Here is a 16,144-nt window from a genome sequence, read left to right on the forward strand (position 1 = left end):
TCCCAGGGTCTATCAGAAATAACATGGAAGACGGCTCTGTCCTGGTGTGTCAGGCTTCACCCATGAAGACGACCCGTCTGCCCCTGTTGCTGTCGCTGGTGCTTCCCCTCGCGGCCTGTTCGACGGCGAGGGCGACCTCGTTCGCGCTGCCCATGGAGCGGGCCACGGAGTGCCGGCAGCTCTGCGAGCAGATCGACATGAAGCTGAGCGCGGTGGTCATCATCATGAACTCCGCCGGCTGCGTCTGTGAGCCGAAGCCGGCGGAAGGAACAACGAACGCGGCGCTGACCGGTGCCGCCGCGGCGTCGGGCGGTGCCATCATCCGCGCCGCCGCGGACGCGGCGCAGCAGTCGAGCAACAACACCGCGCCGAGCAATCCCTAGCCGCCAGGGCGTGACGGGCACGGATCAGGAATCCCACGAGCCCCAGGTGCGTCAGGTCAACGCCTTGCGCAGCCGTTTGGGGATGGCCTCCGCGTGCCATCGCTGCACCTCGCGGGCGATTTCGGCGGACCGCTCCGCGCGCTCGTCGCGGGCCTGGGGCAGCAGCTTTCGCGCGGCCTTGCGCTGGCCGGGCGGGGCCTCCGCGGCGGCGCGCTCGAAGAGCTCCAGGCGCACGTCCGCGTCGTGCAGCTCGCCCAGGCCGTCCTGGAGCGGCACCAGGACCTCCAGCAGCGCGCCCACGGTGCGGCGGAAGGCAGGCTGGAAGATTTCCAGCTCATAGCGCAGCTTCTTCAAATCCTTGCGCAGGGCGTGCGCGGAGGCGGCGTCCGGCGCGTCCGCGTAGCGCTCCAGGCGCTTCTCCACGCGGCGCAGGCGCTGGCGCAGGTGGCTTCGCACGCGCTTGCCGGCGAAGCGGTGGGTGTCCTCCAGCGTGTCCACCTTCTTCAGGAGGCGCGGCACGGTGCGGTCCGTCCAGCGCTCCAGCTCCGCGCGCAGCTTCTTCTCCCGGGACTTCAGGCCGGACAGGTGGGACTCGCGCAGGCCGGCCAGCGCCTTGCTCGCGTCCTTCTTGCCTTTGGCGGCGGTGTCCAACCACTTGTCCTGGACGTGCAGGTCCCTCACGTCGCCCAGCGCGTCCTGGAGGCGCTTCACGTCCGTCTCCAGCCGGGTGAGCTTGCCGGTGGCCTGGAACACCTGGAGCGCGGCGCGCAGGCGGCGGGTGGCCACGCGCATGTCGTGCACGCCGTCCTCGCCCAACTCGTCGTCCAGCTGGGATTCGGGGTGGCGCACGTCGGCGAGTCGGCCGGCGAGGATGCGGCGGGCGGCGTCGCCCAGCGCGGTGTCGGGGCCCAGGCCCCGGATGGGAGTGGGAGGCGGCATGGCGGGTCAGTCCTCCTTGAGGGCGTATTGTTGAACCATGCGCTCCGCGGCGTCCGGGCCCTCCCAACCGAGGATGCGCGCGTCCTTGTCCGCGAAGTGCACCACCGCGAGGAAGAAGTGCTCCAGCTCCTCGCGCTCGCGCTTGGACAGGTCTTGATAGGAGTTGAGGTCGTCCGAGCGGGTGGCGTTCACCGGGACGAGCAGCAGGCGGTCATTGCGCTCGCGCTCGCCGTTCGTCGCGCCCTTCGGTTTCTGGTCCACCAGGAGCACGCCCAGGGGCCGGCAGGGCAGCACCACGCCGGGCCAGGTGGGCACGTCCCAGTACACCAGCGCGTCCAGCGGGTCTCCGTCCGGGCCCTTCGTGCTGGGGATGAAGCCCCAGTCGAATGGGTAACGGAAGCCGCGCGTCAGCGGCCGGGACAGCGTGAAGGCCTGGAGCTTCGAGTCGTATTTCAGCTTCACCGTCGAACCGCGGGGCGACTCGACGACGACGTGCAACGCATCCTGAGCGCCGCGCAGGGGCAGGCGGGTGAAGTCGGTGGCCATGGACCTTCAGGCTGGGGTCGCCGTTCCGTCCCCGGCAAGTGCCCCCGTGCCAGGGGGTTTCACTCGCCAACCTTGGGGGGCGCCGAGCGCCTACCAGCGCCCGGAATACAGCCGCATTCCGAGCGTCAGCAACAGACCGATGCCGGTGAGCGCGAGCCCGGCGATGGCCTTCTTCCGGTCGATGCGGGGCGAGTCGGGGTGCCGGTTGCGCACCAGGCTCACGGTGTTGAGCACCAGCGACACGACGTGGACCGCGTAGCACATGGGAATCACCGAGATGACGCCCATGAACAGGCCCGAGTTCGCCAGCGTGAGGCCGGGGGCCTTGGCCTGCACGGCGATGGTGTGGCCCCGCAGCTCCCAGCAGCCCGGGCACAGCGGCAGCGACTCCCTGCGGACGCGGTTCTCACAGCGCGGGCACATGAACGCGCCGCAACGGGTGCACACCTGGTTCGCGACGCTGTCGTCGTGCCGCGCGCAGAGGGCGTGAGCCGGAGCTTCGTTCGCGTCCAGGCTCTCACCGTCATCCCGTGCTGGAGACTTCAGCCCGGCCAGGAAGTGGCCCGTGATGGCATGCGCGGCGGGACCGTTGGGGATGGCGAGCGAGATGTTGTCCGGGTCGATGCGCCGCACCTTGGGGCCCCGGCCGCGCAGGAAGAAGACCCAGGCGAGCACGGGGATGGCCACGCTCGATGCCAGCGCGACCAGGCCCTGCCATTCGGGCGCGTCGGACGCCAGCAGGCAGAACGCCAGGATGAGCAGCGCGATGGCGGCCAACACCGACACGGCCATGATGACCTGTCCGCGCTTCCACCGGCTCCAGGCCTCTTCCGTGAAGGGAAGGGTGCCCGTCACCCGCTTCGTCATCACGGACGCGACGATGATGGCGATGAGCAGGTTGAGGAGGGCGAGGAAGCCAATCCAGCGCGGATACCAGGAGAAGTTCACCGGCTTGAAGACCACGCCCTGCCGCTCACCCGTCACGATGCAGATGGCTGGCAGGTCGAACTCGTTCAGCTCGCCGGAGGGGATGTCGATGTGATGCATCGCGGAGACTTGTAGTCCACCGCGTGCAACGCATTCCAGTCACCAGCCCGGCTGGGGCTAATGCAGGGGCCGGCCCAGGGGCGGCTCTGGCTGACGGCGCGCCACCAGCTTCCGTGTGGCGCGCGCCGCGGCCAGTCCTCCCAACGTGTACCAGGCCACGGTGAGCAGCGACGTGGACGGGCGGGCCTGGGACGGCTTGCGGCCCAAGCCCAGCTTCGGAGGCAGCACCACCGCACCCAGGCCGGCGAGCAGGCCCAGCGTGGCGCCGCGCAGGTACGGCCGCTTGGGACGTCCCAGGGCCACGAGCGAGAAGAAGAGGCCGTTGGACAGGATGTCGCCCGCCAAGGTCTGGCGATGCAGCTGGCGCCCCTTCGCGGGCTCGCCACCGAAGAAGCGGACGCCCTTCTCCAGGGAGCGCATGCCCAGCACGTCCATGCGCGGCGGGTGCTTCAACACGCGCCGGGCGCTCTCGTGCACCAGCGTGAGCGCGGCGGCGCCGACGAGGCCAGGACCCAGGGCTCGGAACACGATGCGGGGCGGAGCGGCAGGTTCGATCATGCCTTCCAAGCTAGGCACCGCGCGCGCGGGATTCCTGTCCGCGGGCGCCTGCCCGCCTGCCCGGCGTCCCGTTGTGCCCTCGCGTCACGAACTGCAGCTCACCACCAGGTGCCGTCCCCACGTCGGAGGCGAGGCCGCGTAGGCCTCATGACCGGGGTGTTCGTCGAAGGGCGCGGCCACCAGCGCGAGCACGCGGTCCACCTCCGCGAAGTCCCCTTCCTGGGCCCGGGCGATGGCCTGCTGCGCCACCCAGTTGCGCAGCACGTACTTCGGGTTGACGCGGTCCAGGCGCGCGTGGCGTTCGCCGTCCACGCTCCCTTCCGACTCCAGCCGCGCCCGGTAGCGCTCGGCCCACCCGTCGAAGCCCTCTGGCGGCAGGAAGTGGTCGCGGAGCGCGTCGTTGCGAGCACCGGGGCTGGAGTCGAACCGGTTCAGCGCGCGGAAGAAGCGCGTGTAGTCCACGTGCGAGCCGGCCATCAGCGCGAACAGGTCCTCCAGCAGCGAGCGGTCCTCGTCGCGGGCCTCCGTCAGGCCCAGCTTCTCTCGCATGCGCGTCAGGAAGTGCCGCGCGAACGTGGGCTGGAAGAGCGTCAGCGTGGCGCGCGCCTCGTCCTCGGTGATGAGCGTGAGCAGCGCCTCGCCCAGACAGGCCAGGTTCCACAGCGCGACGCGGGGCTGCTGGTCGAACGCGTAGCGGCCCTGGTGGTCGGAGTGGTTGCAGACGAAGCCGGGGTCGAAGTCGTCCAGGAACCCATAGGGGCCGTAGTCCAGCGTGAGCCCCAGGATGGACATGTTGTCGGTGTTCATCACGCCGTGCGCGAAGCCCACCGCCTGCCATCGCGCTACCAGCTCCGCGGTGCGCTCCACCACCTCCGCGAAGAAGCGCGCGTGGCGGCCCTCCTGGCCCGCGAGGTGCGGGAAGTGCGCGGCGATGACGTGGTCCGCGAGCGTGGCCACGTGGCCGGGCTGCTCGGTGTGGTGGAAGTACTCGAAGGTGCCGAAGCGCACGTGTGACGGGGCCAGGCGCACCAGCATGGCGCCGGTCTCCACCTCCTCGCGGTACACCGGCGTGCGGCTGCCCAGGATGCACAGGGCCCGCGTGGTGGGGATGCCCAGCGCGTGCAGGGCCTCTCCGGCCAGGTACTCGCGCACGGTGGAGCGCAGCACCGCGCGCCCGTCACCGCCGCGCGAGAAGGGCGTGGGCCCTCCACCCTTCAGCTGCAGGTCCCATCTGTCGCCATCCGGGCCGCGCGCCTCGCCCAGGAGCAGCGCGCGGCCGTCTCCCAGGCGCGGCACGTACACGCCGAACTGGTGCCCCGCGTACACCATGGCCAGGGGCTCCATGCCGGGCAGCGGCGTGGCCCCGCCGAACACGCGCGCGAACTCCGGGCGCGCGGCCTCCTCCGCGTCCAATCCCAGCAGCCGCAGGGCCGCCGGGTTCACGCTCACCACGTACGCGTCCGGGAAGGGCGCGGGGGCCACCCGGGCGGCGAACCCGGGAGGCAGGCGGGCGTAGCTGTTGTCGAAGACGAGCTGTTCGAGCGAGGCCATGGATGGAAACAACAGACGTCAGGGAATCTGCATGCCCCGCTGGACGGCGGGACGGCTGCCCACGCGGTGCAGGTACTGGAGGATGTTGGGCAGGTTGTTGAAGAGCTCCGGGAAGAAGTCCCGCGAGCCCTTCAGCCACGGGTACGTGGCGATGTCCGCGATGGAGTACGTGGTGGCCAGGTAGTCCCGCGACGACAGCTGCTGCTCCACCACGCCCAGGACGCGCTTCGCCTCGGCCTCGAAGCGGTCGATGGCGTAGGGAATCTTCGCGGAGGCGTAGCGTCCGAAGTGGTTGAGCTGGCCGAGGGTGGGCCCCAGGCCGCTCATCTGGAACATCAGCCACTGCGTCACTTCCGCCTTGCCGCGCGGGTCGGTGGGCATCAGCGAGCCCGTCTTCTCCGCCAGGTACAGCAGGATGGCGCCGGACTCGAAGAGCGCCAGGGGACGGCCCCCCTGCGCGTCGTGGTCCACGATGGCCGGAATCTTGTTGTTGGGATTGATGGCCAGGAACTCGGGCTTGAACTGCTCGCCCTTGGAGATGTCCACCGAGTGCGTCTTGTAGGGGATGCCCAGCTCTTCCAGGGCGATGGAGATCTTGCGGCCGTTAGGGGTCTTGAACGTGTACAGGTCGATCATGCCTTCACTCCCGTGAGCTCTTCGCTCACCTGCCAGAGCCGCTCCGCGAGCGCTTCGTCCCGGGCGGCGGACGACGGCTTCGCCTTGCGGCATTTGATGAAGTATTCGCCGCTGACGCCCGCCACCTCCGGCGACGACGCCAGGTAGATGGACGTCCTCGCGCCCTTTTCGGGGGAGAGCATGAAGGGTCCGGCCAGCTTGATGAGGTGCTTGAAGAAGCCCTGGCTGTTGTGCCCGAAGCCCGTGCGCACCGCGCCGGGGTGCAGTGCGTTCGCGGTCACCTGCGTGCCGGCCAGCCGCTTCGTCAGCCCACGCGAGAAGAGGATGTTGCTGAGCTTGGCGTTGCCATAGACGCGGATGCCGTCGTAGCGACGCTTCTCCGTCTGCGGGTCGTCCAGGAAGTTCGAGTACGCCAGCCGGTGTCCTTCCGAGGACACGTTGATGATGCGCGCGGGGCCGCTCGCCACCAGCAGGTCTCGCAGCAGGTGGGTGAGGAGGAAGTGGGACAGGTGGTTCGTGGCGAACGTGGCCTCGTAGCCGTCCACCGTCACCTGCCGCCGGTCGATGATGAGGCCTGCGTTGTTGATGAGCACGTCCAGCCGCGGGTGGCGGTCGCGGAACGCCTTCGCCAGGTCGCGCACGGACTGGAGGGAGGACAGGTCCGCGAGCAGCGTCTCCACCCGCGCTCCGGGAGCGGCCTCGCGCACCGCGGCGACCGTGGCCGCCGTGCGGGCCTCATCCCTGCCGGAGAGCACCAGCGTGGCCCCCCGCCGCGCCAGCGCCTTGGCCGTCTCCTGGCCAATGCCACCGGTAGCCCCGGTGATGAGGCACACCTTGCCGTCGAGACGGTCTTCGGGAAGCCCTGCCGCCATGGGACGCGTCCTCCTGGAATCCGGGGACGCGTTCTATACGCTCCCCGCCTTCCCCGCGCAGGAGAACCTGCCAGGGAGGCGGAAGCGGGTGGCGTCAGGCGTCAGGTGGAGGCCTGGCTGATGTCCTCGGCCTGACGGCCCCGGCGGTTGCCGCCCTTGGGGGGCAGGGTGGCGCTCGCGCGCGCGTCGCCGTTGAGGTGGCTCTCCAGGAACCAGAGGTCCTCCTCGGTCTCGCCCAGGGTCTGGGTGAGGATGTCCGCGGTGACGGGGTCGTTCACCTCGTCGGACTTGTTGATGCCGTCGCGGAGGCCGGCGGCGTAGCGGCCCACGCGCTCGACCAGCGCGCGGATGTGGGCCTCGCCGTCCACGGCCTGCAGATCGTATTCGGGCAGCTGGCTGTTGTTGGTGGCCAGGCGGATGGTGCCTTGGGCGTAGCCGCCCAGCGCGCCCGAACGCTCGGCGTAGGAGTCCGCGTGCTTGCGCGCGTGCTTGGCCACTTCATCGAAGAGCAGGTGCCGGCTGTAGAAGTGCGTGCCCCGGATGTTCCAGTGGGCCTGCTTCACCTGCCAGTGCAGGTCGATGGCGTTGGCGAGCAGCGTGTTGAGCATGTCGATGAGCTCTTCGCGCGCGTCCTGGGGAAGGTTCACGTGGCTGGTCGTGTACATGGTCCTGGTCCCTCGCTGGTGGGGTGCGCGCGGCAGGCCGTCGGCATGACGTCTCGGCGCTTCCCACAGGGTGGGGATGGGCCGGGCCCTTGGCCATGGCGCGGCATGCGTCGCCTGGCCGCCCGGCTGGCTCGAAGGGCGGGCGGCCGGGCGTCGTGGATGATCAGCCCGCGTCGGGGGCGGTCAGCCGGGCGGCGACCTCCGTGGCGGCGCGCTCGCCGGACTCCACCGCGCCGTCCAGGTAGCCGCAGCCTTCGATGGCCGTCTCGGTGCCCGCCCAGTGCACGCGGCCAAATGGCGCCCGAAGCGCGTCGCCAATGGCGGTGAGGGTGCCGGGGCGGGGCAGGCCCACGTAGCAGCCGGTGCTGAACGCCTCCTGCTTCCAGTCCAGCGCGGCGATGGCCACGGGCGACAGCGCCTGGGGGCCGAAGAAGCGCGCGAAGTCCGCGAGCGCCGCGCGGTGGATGTCCTCCTCGGGGCGCCCGGTCCACGCGCGCGCGGTGTCGCCCAGGAAGAAGCCCACGAGCGCGGGGTGGTGGCCGTGGGGACCGCAGTCATCGAAGCACAGGCGCACCGGGCCCGCGTCGCTGACGGCCTCGCCGGACAGGCCTGCTTCGCGCCAGAAGGTCGTGGCGTAGGTGGCCACGACCTTGATGACGCTGCCCATGGGGATGTCCGCGTGCGCGCGGCGGCGACCCGGCGGCAGGTCCGCGCCAAAGTCGATGCGCTCCGCGAGCGCGGGCGGAGTGGCCACCACCGCGTAGCGAGCGCGGAAGGTCCGGCCATCCTCCGTGGTGGCGGTGACGCCGCGAGCGTCCTGGAGCAGGGCCTTCACGGGCGCGGAGAGGACGACGCGGCCCTCGGGAAGCGCCTCCGCCAGCCGCCGTGAGAGGGATTGCGCCCCGCCCACGAAGCGCTCCGCCTGGGCGCCGCCCTCGATTTCGGTGAGCGGCATGAGGCCGCCGTTGGAGTGCACGTAGGAGAGGAAGTGCAGGAAGGACAACTCGGAAGGTTCCGCCGCGAACACCGCGCGGGTGGCGATGTCCAACGCGGCGCGGGCGCCCCAGGTGGGCACGTGGCGCTGCTTCCAGTCCTCCACGGTGAGGGCGTCCCACTCGGCGGCCTTCAGCGCGGCGGCGGGCTTCTCACGAGGGACGCGCTTCGCCAGTCCATCCAGCTTCCAGACAATGCGCTGCAAATCCAACAGCGACAGGAGGGGCAGGGACGGGACCTTGCCCTGGTACGTGCGGCGCTCGCCGCGCAGCTCCAGCACCTTGGTGCCCTGGTGGTGCTGGGGGAAGCGCTGGAGGCCCAGGCCATCCGCGAGCTTGAGCACGTGGCGCTGCTTGGGGCCCACCCACTGACCGCCCAGGTCCACGAGCCCGCCACCCAGCTCGCGGGTGAGGGTGCGGCCGCCCACGCGGTCGCGCGCCTCCAGCACGGCGACGGTGGCTCCGGTGCGAGCGATGTCCCGGGCCGCGGTGAGTCCCGCGACGCCCGCGCCGATGACGACCACGTCCGCGTTGTCACCCATAGGTCCGCGGACTCTATGCCGGAAGCGCCGGGTGGCTAGGATGCGCGCGGGACGTCAGCAGGGAAGGGTGGAGGACCGGATGTTCGCGTTGGAGATGGTGGAGAAGGTGCGGCAGGTGTCGCCGGGCGCGGCGAACGCGCTGACGACGTTGGCGGTGAAGAACATCGTCCCGTTGGCGGCGGCCATGGGCTACCGCGTGGACGAGGTGACGGACGCGCGCGTGAAGGCGACGGTGCCGCTGAACCGCAAGACGAAGAACCACGTGGGCAGCGTGTACCTGGGCGCCCAGGTGACGGTGATGGAGCTGACGATGGGCGTGATGCTCTTCCGCCGCTTCCCGCCCAGCCAATACAAGATGCTGGTCAACCGCATGGAGGTCGCCTTCCACGCGAAGGCGAAGACGGCGGTGAGCGCGGTGTGTGAGCCGGGGGATGAGCTGCTTCAGAAGCTCGCGTCGGAGCTGCGCGCGACGGGCGACAAGGCGGAGGCGTGGATTCCCGTGCGCCTGCTGGGTACCGACGGCCAGTGCGTCGCCGAATCGCGCTTCCTGGCCGTGTTCAAGCGCGGGTAGGGCCTACTCCAGCGGCGTGGGGAACGCGGGCAGCGCGGCGAAGTCCTCGGGCACGTGCTCGCGGATGACCCGGGCGTGGGTGTCCTTCGCCAGCGCCTCCACGCGCTTCATGGACTCCAGTGTCTGTTCGCGGCTGGCGTTGTAGACCGGCACCAGCTGCCGCTCGCGGGACTCGCGCAGCGGCCACAGGTCGCCGGTCAGCAGGACGGCGCCGGACTTCGCCGTCTTCACCAGCAGCACGGTATGGCCGGGAGTGTGCCCGGGCGCCTGGTGGATGGAGACGGTGCCGTCGCCGAACACGTCGTAGGGGGCGTCACCTTCGATGCGCACGGTCTTCGCCTGCTCCAGGGCGCTGTAGTGGGGGACCTCCCCGCGCCGGTGGGCCTGTTCGGAGAAGGCGCCGTCGCGCTCCTCCGCATCCACGAGCCATGTCGAGCCCGCGAACAGGTTGGCGTTGCCCGCGTGGTCGAAGTGCAGGTGGGAGAACGACACGAACTCGATGTCCGCCGGTGAGAGCCCCAGCTCACCGAGCGAGGCGGTGAGCTTCTTCTTCACCTCGAAGTGCACGGGCTGGCCCTGCGGGCGCATGCCGTCCGGCATGTCCGCGATGCTTTCAGAGAGGCCGCTGTCCCAGAGCAGGTCCCCCTTCGGATGGCGGATCAGGTAGCACGGAACGACGGTCTCGGCGGGCACGCCCTTCATCGAACCGTCGTCCGCCATGAAGCCGGAGTCGCCGAGCTCCACGCGGCCGCAGTGGATGGCGTAGAGCTTCACGCCGGGCGCGGCCTCCGGGGATGTGCGCGAGGCGGTGTTCGTGCTGGCACAGGCAGTGAGCGTGAGACAGGCGGACCACAAGCGAAGGGTCTTCATGGCGCGGCTCCAGGGCGGTGAAGCGAGGCGAAGAAGCTAGCGCGGCGCTTCCTCTTCCATGAGGAAGTCGCCAATGGTCTTCCACATCGCCTCGAACTGGGGGCGGCGGAAGCCGGAGCCGGAGATGAGCCAGTCCACGTGCGGGGGCTGGTGCGCTGGCTGGTCGAAGTGGCCAATGGCATCCAGGTGGTCCGCGCGCACCGCCGCCAGCACGCGGCCGTACACCTGTGAGCGCGTGGGCACGATGCCGTCACACGCGGTGGGGCCGGGCATGGCGCCGTAGGCCTGCACCAGCGCCGCCGTCTGCGCGGGCGTGTGCAGGGGCAGCTGCGTGAGCGGCATCCGCTGCGTCTGGCCGTACACGAACGCGTAGATGGTGTGCGTGAGCTGCGCGTACGGGTCCAGGCCCGCGGCCAGCCGCGTGCGCAAGGACGGCGGCCGGGCCTGCGTCACCACGGAGCCGTAGCGCACGCCGGGCCGGTCATGCGTGCCGCCGTTGAACAGGTCGATGCCCTCCGGCGTGAGCTGGGGGATGAGCGACGTGTCACGGCCCACGTCCCACAGGAACTTCGTCACCGCGTCGCGCCGCTCGCTGGAGAAGTCGCCCAGGAGCTGGTCGAAGAGCTGGTCCAGCAGCGTGGCCTTCCACCCCAGCTGATCATCCGCTCGCGCCATCAGGTGCCCGAAGCGGAACACCACGCTCAGGGGCAGCCGGCCGAAGCGCAGCACGTACATGGTGAACAGCGACAACAGCTTCAAGAGCTGCTGGCCGAAGAGGCCCAGGAAGAACGTGGCCAGCGGCGTGCCCGCGTGGGGCGCGGACAGCGTCACGACGCTGCGCACGCGGCGTGCGAAGGGCTCCAGCTCCAGCGCGTCCGACACCTGCGCGCCGGGGGAGACGAACAGCCGGGCGTCCAGTCCGCCGGTGGAGTGGCCCACCAGGTGGATGGGGCCGTCATCTCCGGAGGCTGTCTCGCTCACGGCCTTGAGCAGGTCCGCGGTGCGCTGGCGGATGGAGGCAGTGGGGTGCGAGACGATCGTCACCACCTCCGCGTCGATTCCCCTGCGGGCGAGGTCCTGCTTCAGGAACTCGTACGCGTGGCCGAAGTAGAGGAGCTCGCCCAGGTTGGTGAAGCCGAAGAAACCAGGGACGAGGTAGACGTGGTGCTTCACGGACATGGGTCGCCCAGCATACCCCACGCTCCCCGGATGGGCTTGGAATACCCAGCGTCCCACGGGGTTGACGCGCGCCCGGACGCATTGACAAAACGGTCGCCCGTTTCCCCTACCCACGAAGGAAGACTCCCCGTGTACCGCAGACTGCTCGCGCTTGGCCTGCTGTCGTCCCTCCCCGCCGCGGCGGAAGAGGGCATGTGGACCTACGATGCCTTTCCCGCCGCGCAGGTGAAGAAGGCCTACGGCTTCGAGCCGACCCAGGCGTGGCTGGACAAGGTGCGCCTGGGCTCCGTGCGGCTCGCGGGTGGTTGCTCCGCCAGCTTCGTGTCGCCGGACGGCCTGGTGATGACGAACCACCACTGCGTGCGCAGCTGCATCGAAGAGCTGACGACCGCGAAGGACGACCTGCTGGCGAAGGGCTTCCAGGCGAAGACGGCGAAGGAGGAGCGGCGCTGTCCCAAGGTCGAAGCCAACCAGCTGGTGGAGATGACGGACGTCACCGAGCGGATGAACGCGGCGACGAAGAGCCTGACCGGCGCCGCCTTCAACACCGCGCTCAAGAAGGAGATGGCCGCGGTGGAGGCCGCGTGCACCACCGGCGCGGACGTGCGGTGTGACGTGGTCACGCTCTACAACGGCGGCAAGTACCAGCTCTACAAGTACCGCCGCTTCCAGGACGTGCGGCTCGTCTTCGCGCCGGAGTTCTCCATGGCGGCGTTCGGCGGGGACGCGGACAACTTCAACTTCCCTCGCTACGGCTACGACGTGTCCTTCGTGCGCGTGTGGCAGGACGACGCGCCGGCCAAGAGCCCGGACTACCTGCCGTGGGCCAAGGAGGGCGCGAAGGAGGGGGACCTCGTCTTCGTCTCCGGTCACCCGGGCGGCACGGAGCGCAAGAGCACGGTGGCGGAGCTGGAGTTCCAGCGCGACGTGGCGCTGCCCCAGACGCTGCTCCAGCTGTCGGAGATGCGGGGCGCGCTGCGCGAGTTCACCAGCGCGTCGCCGGAGCGCTTCCGCGTGGCGCGCTCCAGCCTGCGCGGCGTGGAGAACGGACTGAAGGCGCTGAAGGGCCGGCAGGAGACGCTGGCGGACCCCGCGGTCCTCGCGCGCAAGCGGCAGGAGGAGGCGGAGCTGCGCAAGCGCATCGACGCGAACCCCCAGGCCAAGGCGCTGACGCAGGGCATGTGGGAGGAGACGGCGCAGGCGCTGGACGCGTGGCGCCGGATGACGAACGACCACCGCATGAAGGGCGCGGGGGATGCGTTCCGCTCCGACCTGTTCTCCTACGCCCAGGCGCTGGTGCGCGCGGCGGATGAGCTGCCCAAGGCCAACGCGGAGCGCCTGCGCGAGTACACGGACGGCCAGCTGCCGACGCTGAAGCAGCGGCTGCTGCGGGAGGCGCCCATCCCGGCGGAGCTGGAGACGCTGACGCTGACGTTCGGCTTCAACAAGCTGCGCGAGACGCTGGGCGCGGATGATCCGTTCGTGCGCCTGGTGCTGGAGAAGGAGGCCCCGGCGGACCTGGCGAAGGCGCTGGTGAAGGGCTCCAAGCTGGGCGACGTGAAGGTGCGCAAGGCGCTGCTGGAGGGCGGCAAGGCGGCGGTGGACGCGTCGAAGGATCCGATGATCGTCCTGGCGCGCAAGGTGGACGCGGAGACGCGCGCGTCGCGCAAGCGCTACGAGGACACGGTGGAGGCGGTGCTCAAGCGCAACGGCGAGCGGCTGGCGAAGGCGTACCTGCTGGTGAACGGCACGGCGGGCGCTCCGGACGCGACGTTCACGCTGCGGCTCAACTACGGGCAGGTGAAGGGCTGGGAGGACAACGGCAAGGCCGTGCCGGCGCTGACCACGTTCGGGGGTGCTTACGGGCGCGACACGGGCAAGGAGCCCTTCAAGCTGCCGGCGCCGTGGGTGAAGGCGAAGGGGAAGGTGCCGGACGCGACGCCGCTGGACATGGCGACGACCCACGACATCATCGGCGGCAACTCCGGCTCTCCGGTGGTGAACCGGGACGGGCAGGTGGTGGGGCTCATCTTCGACGGCAACCTCCCGTCGCTGGGAGGCCGCTACCTCTACGTGCCGGAGACGAACCGCGCGGTGGCGGTGCACGGCGACGGCATCATGGCCGCGCTGGAGCACGTCTACGGTGCCACCCGCGTCGTCAATGAGCTGAAGGGCGCGCAGGCGGCGTCCGCGGCTCCGGCTCGCTGAAGCAGGGCTGCCCGAGGGGGCGGGGGGACATCCATCCCTCCGCCCGCAGCGCGGCCAGCGTGGCCGGGATGTCTCCCAGGTTCGCCTTGGACCGTTCCAGGAAGATGCGCACCCAGCGCACCGGCGCGTCCATCGTCTCCGAGGAGAAGCAGTACGCGCTCCGGCCATCAAGCTTGAGGGAGTCCACGAAGGCATTCACGTCGTGCGCGCCGCGCAGCGGACGGTGAGGCAGTGGGGGCGTGCGTGGAATCCATCCCTTCTTGGAGGACGGTGAGCGCCGCCAGGTGGCGTGCTCGCGCAGGTACTGGTTGAAGGTGGCGTGGCCGTCCGGTGCGGCGAGGATCTCACGCAGCAGCGAGGCCACCTCATCGCGTTCCCGCTTGCGGGCCAACTGCTCCCGGTGCTTCCAGTGATGCGCGCGTGCTTCGCGCTTCACGGTGTCTTCGAACGCGGGCGTGTGCTCCAGGTGGGACCACGCGTGCCTACCGATGACGCCCTTGGGCAGGATGCCGCGCACGTAGCCCTCGCGGGCATCATGGGGCATGCGGCGCACGCGGGCGGCGGCCCAGCGGACGAAGGGGTTCACCTTGTCCGCCCTCCGCCGGTCCAGCACCATCAACTCGATCTCGTGCTTGCGCCAGGGGACCTCCGCGGGCTCGTCCGCGTCCAGGTCGCCGGTGCGGAGCCACGCCACGACCGCCAGCCGGGCTTCGCGGCGGGCGGCGCGGTTCGTGACCGTCCGCTCCTTGCGCGCCTGTCGCCGGGCCGTGGACGGCAGCAGCGAGCGCGCCATCTGCAACGCCTTCTCGTTCGAGTGGATCATCGCGCGTGGGCCTCTCGCGGATGCGCTGGGACGGCACGCTCCATCAGTCCTTCGGCTTCCAGCGCGGCCAGCACGGAAGGGATGCAGCCGCGGTGTTCCTTGAATCGCTGGAGGAACAGGCGCGCCCAGTGCAGCGGCGGCGTCAGGGTGCCCCACCTGAAGTACGGATCCCACGCAGCGGGTTCCAGCGTGTCCAGGAAGGGGAGCACGTCATGCACGCCAAGCAGCGGGCGGTGCTTCAGCAGCGTCGCGAGCTTGCGGTTCTCGGGGACCTGGGCGTTCACGGTCCGTGTCCACGTGTGTCGCTCGCGCAGGAAGCGGTTGAAGGTGGCGTGGCCATCCGGCGCCGCGAGGAGCGCGCGCAGCAGTTGGGCCATCTCCCCCCGCTCCATCCGGTGCACCTTGCGTCCGGAGCGCGACCATTGGAGAACGCGCCACTCGACTTCGGTAGGGTCTCGGAACGCGGTCGTGTGCTCCACGTGGCCGAGCGCGTGCTCTCCGATGACGCCCGGGGGCAGCAGGCTCCGCACGTGGCTCAGGCGATCCTCCCTGCGCAGCTCACGCGTGCGAGCGGTGGCCCAGCGGATGAACGGCATCACCTTGTCGCCGCCGCGCCGCCACCGCACTTCCCCGCTGATCTCCTTGCGCTCCCACGGCGCGAAGGGCGGCAGGTCGTGCTCCATGTCTCCGGACTTCATCCACACCGCCAGCTCCTGACGGGCCTCCTTGCGGGCCGCGCGGTGGATGTGCTTGCGCGAGGTGCGCGCGGCCTCCCGGTTCTTCGACGGCAACAGCGAGCGCGCCATCTGCCGGACCTTCTCGTCTGAGTGGATCATGGCCCGCGGGCCCTCCGTGACCGGCGCGGACGTTGCGCGCCCCCGTCACCTGACTCGCACTGGACGTCTCCCACCGCGACGCGTCGGGTGCAGGACAACCCTGGTCCAGAACCTACCGGGTGATTGGTGCGTCGCGTCAGGAAGTCGCTACCTTGGGGATGCGGACTTGAATCCGCCTCTGTCTTCGCACGGTTGCGTTCCCCGGAACGTCTCCGTCCGGGCGCCTTCCCGGGGTGGTTGGGAGTCGGCGCCCGACGTGCGGTAGCATCTCGGTCGTCTCACGCCGGGGGGAGGGAGGATGCACGATGGTGGTGGAGGCCCCGGAGCCCCGGACGATGTCGGCCATCATGTTCACGGACATGGAGGCCCCTGCAGGTCAACGCTGGCGGGATGAGTCGCTACAACAAGCGCTGCATGAAGAGCAGGGCCAACTGGTGCGCGGGCTGCTCGCACGGCACGGTGGCCGCGAAGTGAAGCGGATGGAGGAGGGCGGCTTCCTCCTGGAGTTCGAGTCGGGTCTGCCCGCGGTGGCCTTCGCGCTGGAGTGGCGCGACGCCGTGGATGCTCGCAACCGCGCCGTCCCCACCGAGCGTCGGATGTCCGTCCGCGCGGGCGCGCACCTGGGCATGGTGGTGCACCGCGACGGCGACATCTTCGGCGAGGGCGTCAACCTGGCGGCCCGCATCGAGTCCCTGGCGCGTCCGGGCACCGTCTACGTCAGTGAGACGGTGGCCGCGCAGTTGGAGGGACGGCTGAAGGCGCCTCCGGTGAAGCTGGGCCGCAACGAATTGAAGAACATCCGGCTGCCGGTGGCGGTGTTCCGCATCGACTCGCCGGTGGAGGGCCGCGGCGAGCGGGCGCTCATGTCGCGCGTGCGTTCACTGCTGGGCCGTAAGCGCGCGCGCGCGGACGGTTGAAGCTGACTG

At 70.3% G+C, this 16,144-nt stretch carries 17 protein-coding genes; 4 read left to right on the plus strand and 13 right to left on the minus strand.

All coding sequences use genetic code 11. The annotated features are described in order from the left end of the window. Positions 1-62 precede the first annotated feature (62 nt). Entirely contained in the window at positions 63-383 is a 321-nt protein-coding gene (locus GTZ93_RS03180) for a hypothetical protein (RefSeq protein WP_139919098.1), read from the plus strand. Positions 384-434: 51 nt separating this feature from the next. Here the strand turns inward: GTZ93_RS03180 and GTZ93_RS03185 are convergent, their stop codons facing one another. From GTZ93_RS03185 to GTZ93_RS03225, 9 genes are all read right to left on the minus strand, one after another. Next, positions 435-1,322 (minus strand): CHAD domain-containing protein, encoded by an 888-nt coding sequence (locus tag GTZ93_RS03185; RefSeq protein ID WP_139919097.1) that lies wholly within the window; start codon positions 1,320-1,322, stop codon positions 435-437. Positions 1,323-1,328: 6 nt separating this feature from the next. Then, positions 1,329-1,868, minus strand: coding sequence for an inorganic diphosphatase (locus tag GTZ93_RS03190; protein ID WP_120578163.1), 540 nt, complete (start codon positions 1,866-1,868; stop codon positions 1,329-1,331). Between the two features lie 90 nt (positions 1,869-1,958). Next, the gene (locus GTZ93_RS03195; RefSeq protein ID WP_139919096.1) at positions 1,959-2,915 is read right to left on the minus strand and encodes a B-box zinc finger protein; all 957 of its coding nucleotides are present in this window, start codon (positions 2,913-2,915) and stop codon (positions 1,959-1,961) included. A gap of 57 nt (positions 2,916-2,972) precedes the next feature. Beyond that, complete coding sequence (locus GTZ93_RS03200; RefSeq protein ID WP_126935034.1) at positions 2,973-3,473, minus strand: hypothetical protein; 501 nt, start codon at positions 3,471-3,473, stop codon at positions 2,973-2,975. An 84-nt stretch (positions 3,474-3,557) separates the two neighbouring features. After that, positions 3,558-5,024: a protein adenylyltransferase SelO gene (locus tag GTZ93_RS03205; protein WP_139919095.1), complete on the minus strand. Its 1,467-nt coding sequence runs from the start codon at positions 5,022-5,024 to the stop codon at positions 3,558-3,560. Between the two features lie 18 nt (positions 5,025-5,042). Beyond that, complete coding sequence (locus GTZ93_RS03210; RefSeq protein ID WP_139919094.1) at positions 5,043-5,660, minus strand: glutathione S-transferase family protein; 618 nt, start codon at positions 5,658-5,660, stop codon at positions 5,043-5,045. Continuing rightward, complete coding sequence (locus tag GTZ93_RS03215) at positions 5,657-6,532, minus strand: SDR family oxidoreductase (RefSeq protein WP_139919093.1); 876 nt, start codon at positions 6,530-6,532, stop codon at positions 5,657-5,659. The genes GTZ93_RS03210 and GTZ93_RS03215 overlap by 4 nt, the downstream gene beginning before the upstream one ends. Before the next feature lie 101 nt (positions 6,533-6,633). Continuing rightward, positions 6,634-7,197: a DNA starvation/stationary phase protection protein Dps gene (gene dps / locus GTZ93_RS03220; RefSeq protein WP_139919092.1), complete on the minus strand. Its 564-nt coding sequence runs from the start codon at positions 7,195-7,197 to the stop codon at positions 6,634-6,636. A gap of 163 nt (positions 7,198-7,360) precedes the next feature. Next, positions 7,361-8,731, minus strand: a complete 1,371-nt coding sequence (locus GTZ93_RS03225) for a flavin monoamine oxidase family protein (protein WP_139919091.1) — start codon at positions 8,729-8,731, stop codon at positions 7,361-7,363. A 40-nt stretch (positions 8,732-8,771) separates the two neighbouring features. Here GTZ93_RS03225 and GTZ93_RS03230 point away from each other — a divergent pair, with 40 nt between their 5' ends. Beyond that, the gene (locus GTZ93_RS03230; RefSeq protein WP_167547800.1) at positions 8,772-9,302 is read left to right on the plus strand and encodes a DUF4442 domain-containing protein; all 531 of its coding nucleotides are present in this window, start codon (positions 8,772-8,774) and stop codon (positions 9,300-9,302) included. 3 nt (positions 9,303-9,305) lie between these two features. Here the strand turns inward: GTZ93_RS03230 and GTZ93_RS03235 are convergent, their stop codons facing one another. Next, positions 9,306-10,172, minus strand: coding sequence for an N-acyl homoserine lactonase family protein (locus GTZ93_RS03235; RefSeq protein WP_139919090.1), 867 nt, complete (start codon positions 10,170-10,172; stop codon positions 9,306-9,308). Positions 10,173-10,208: 36 nt separating this feature from the next. Continuing rightward, positions 10,209-11,351, minus strand: a complete 1,143-nt coding sequence (locus GTZ93_RS03240; RefSeq protein ID WP_139919089.1) for an esterase/lipase family protein — start codon at positions 11,349-11,351, stop codon at positions 10,209-10,211. A gap of 129 nt (positions 11,352-11,480) precedes the next feature. On the opposite strand from GTZ93_RS03240, the gene GTZ93_RS03245 reads away from it, so the two are divergent. After that, positions 11,481-13,559, plus strand: a complete 2,079-nt coding sequence (locus GTZ93_RS03245; RefSeq protein ID WP_139919088.1) for a S46 family peptidase — start codon at positions 11,481-11,483, stop codon at positions 13,557-13,559. Here the strand turns inward: GTZ93_RS03245 and GTZ93_RS03250 are convergent. Further along, on the minus strand, positions 13,510-14,382 hold the full coding sequence (locus GTZ93_RS03250) for a hypothetical protein (RefSeq protein ID WP_139919087.1): 873 nt from the start codon (positions 14,380-14,382) through the stop codon (positions 13,510-13,512). The two genes, GTZ93_RS03245 and GTZ93_RS03250, sit on opposite strands and share 50 nt — an antisense overlap. Further along, entirely contained in the window at positions 14,379-15,218 is an 840-nt protein-coding gene (locus GTZ93_RS03255; RefSeq protein ID WP_139919086.1) for a hypothetical protein, read from the minus strand. The genes GTZ93_RS03250 and GTZ93_RS03255 overlap by 4 nt, the downstream gene beginning before the upstream one ends. Positions 15,219-15,523: 305 nt before the next feature. Here GTZ93_RS03255 and GTZ93_RS03260 point away from each other — a divergent pair, with 305 nt between their 5' ends. Then, on the plus strand, positions 15,524-16,135 hold the full coding sequence (locus GTZ93_RS03260) for an adenylate/guanylate cyclase domain-containing protein (protein ID WP_139919085.1): 612 nt from the start codon (positions 15,524-15,526) through the stop codon (positions 16,133-16,135). The last annotated feature ends 9 nt before the right edge of the window (positions 16,136-16,144 follow it).

The organism is Corallococcus exiguus (assembly GCF_009909105.1).
In the GTDB taxonomy this organism is placed as follows: Bacteria; Myxococcota; Myxococcia; order Myxococcales; family Myxococcaceae; genus Corallococcus; species Corallococcus exiguus.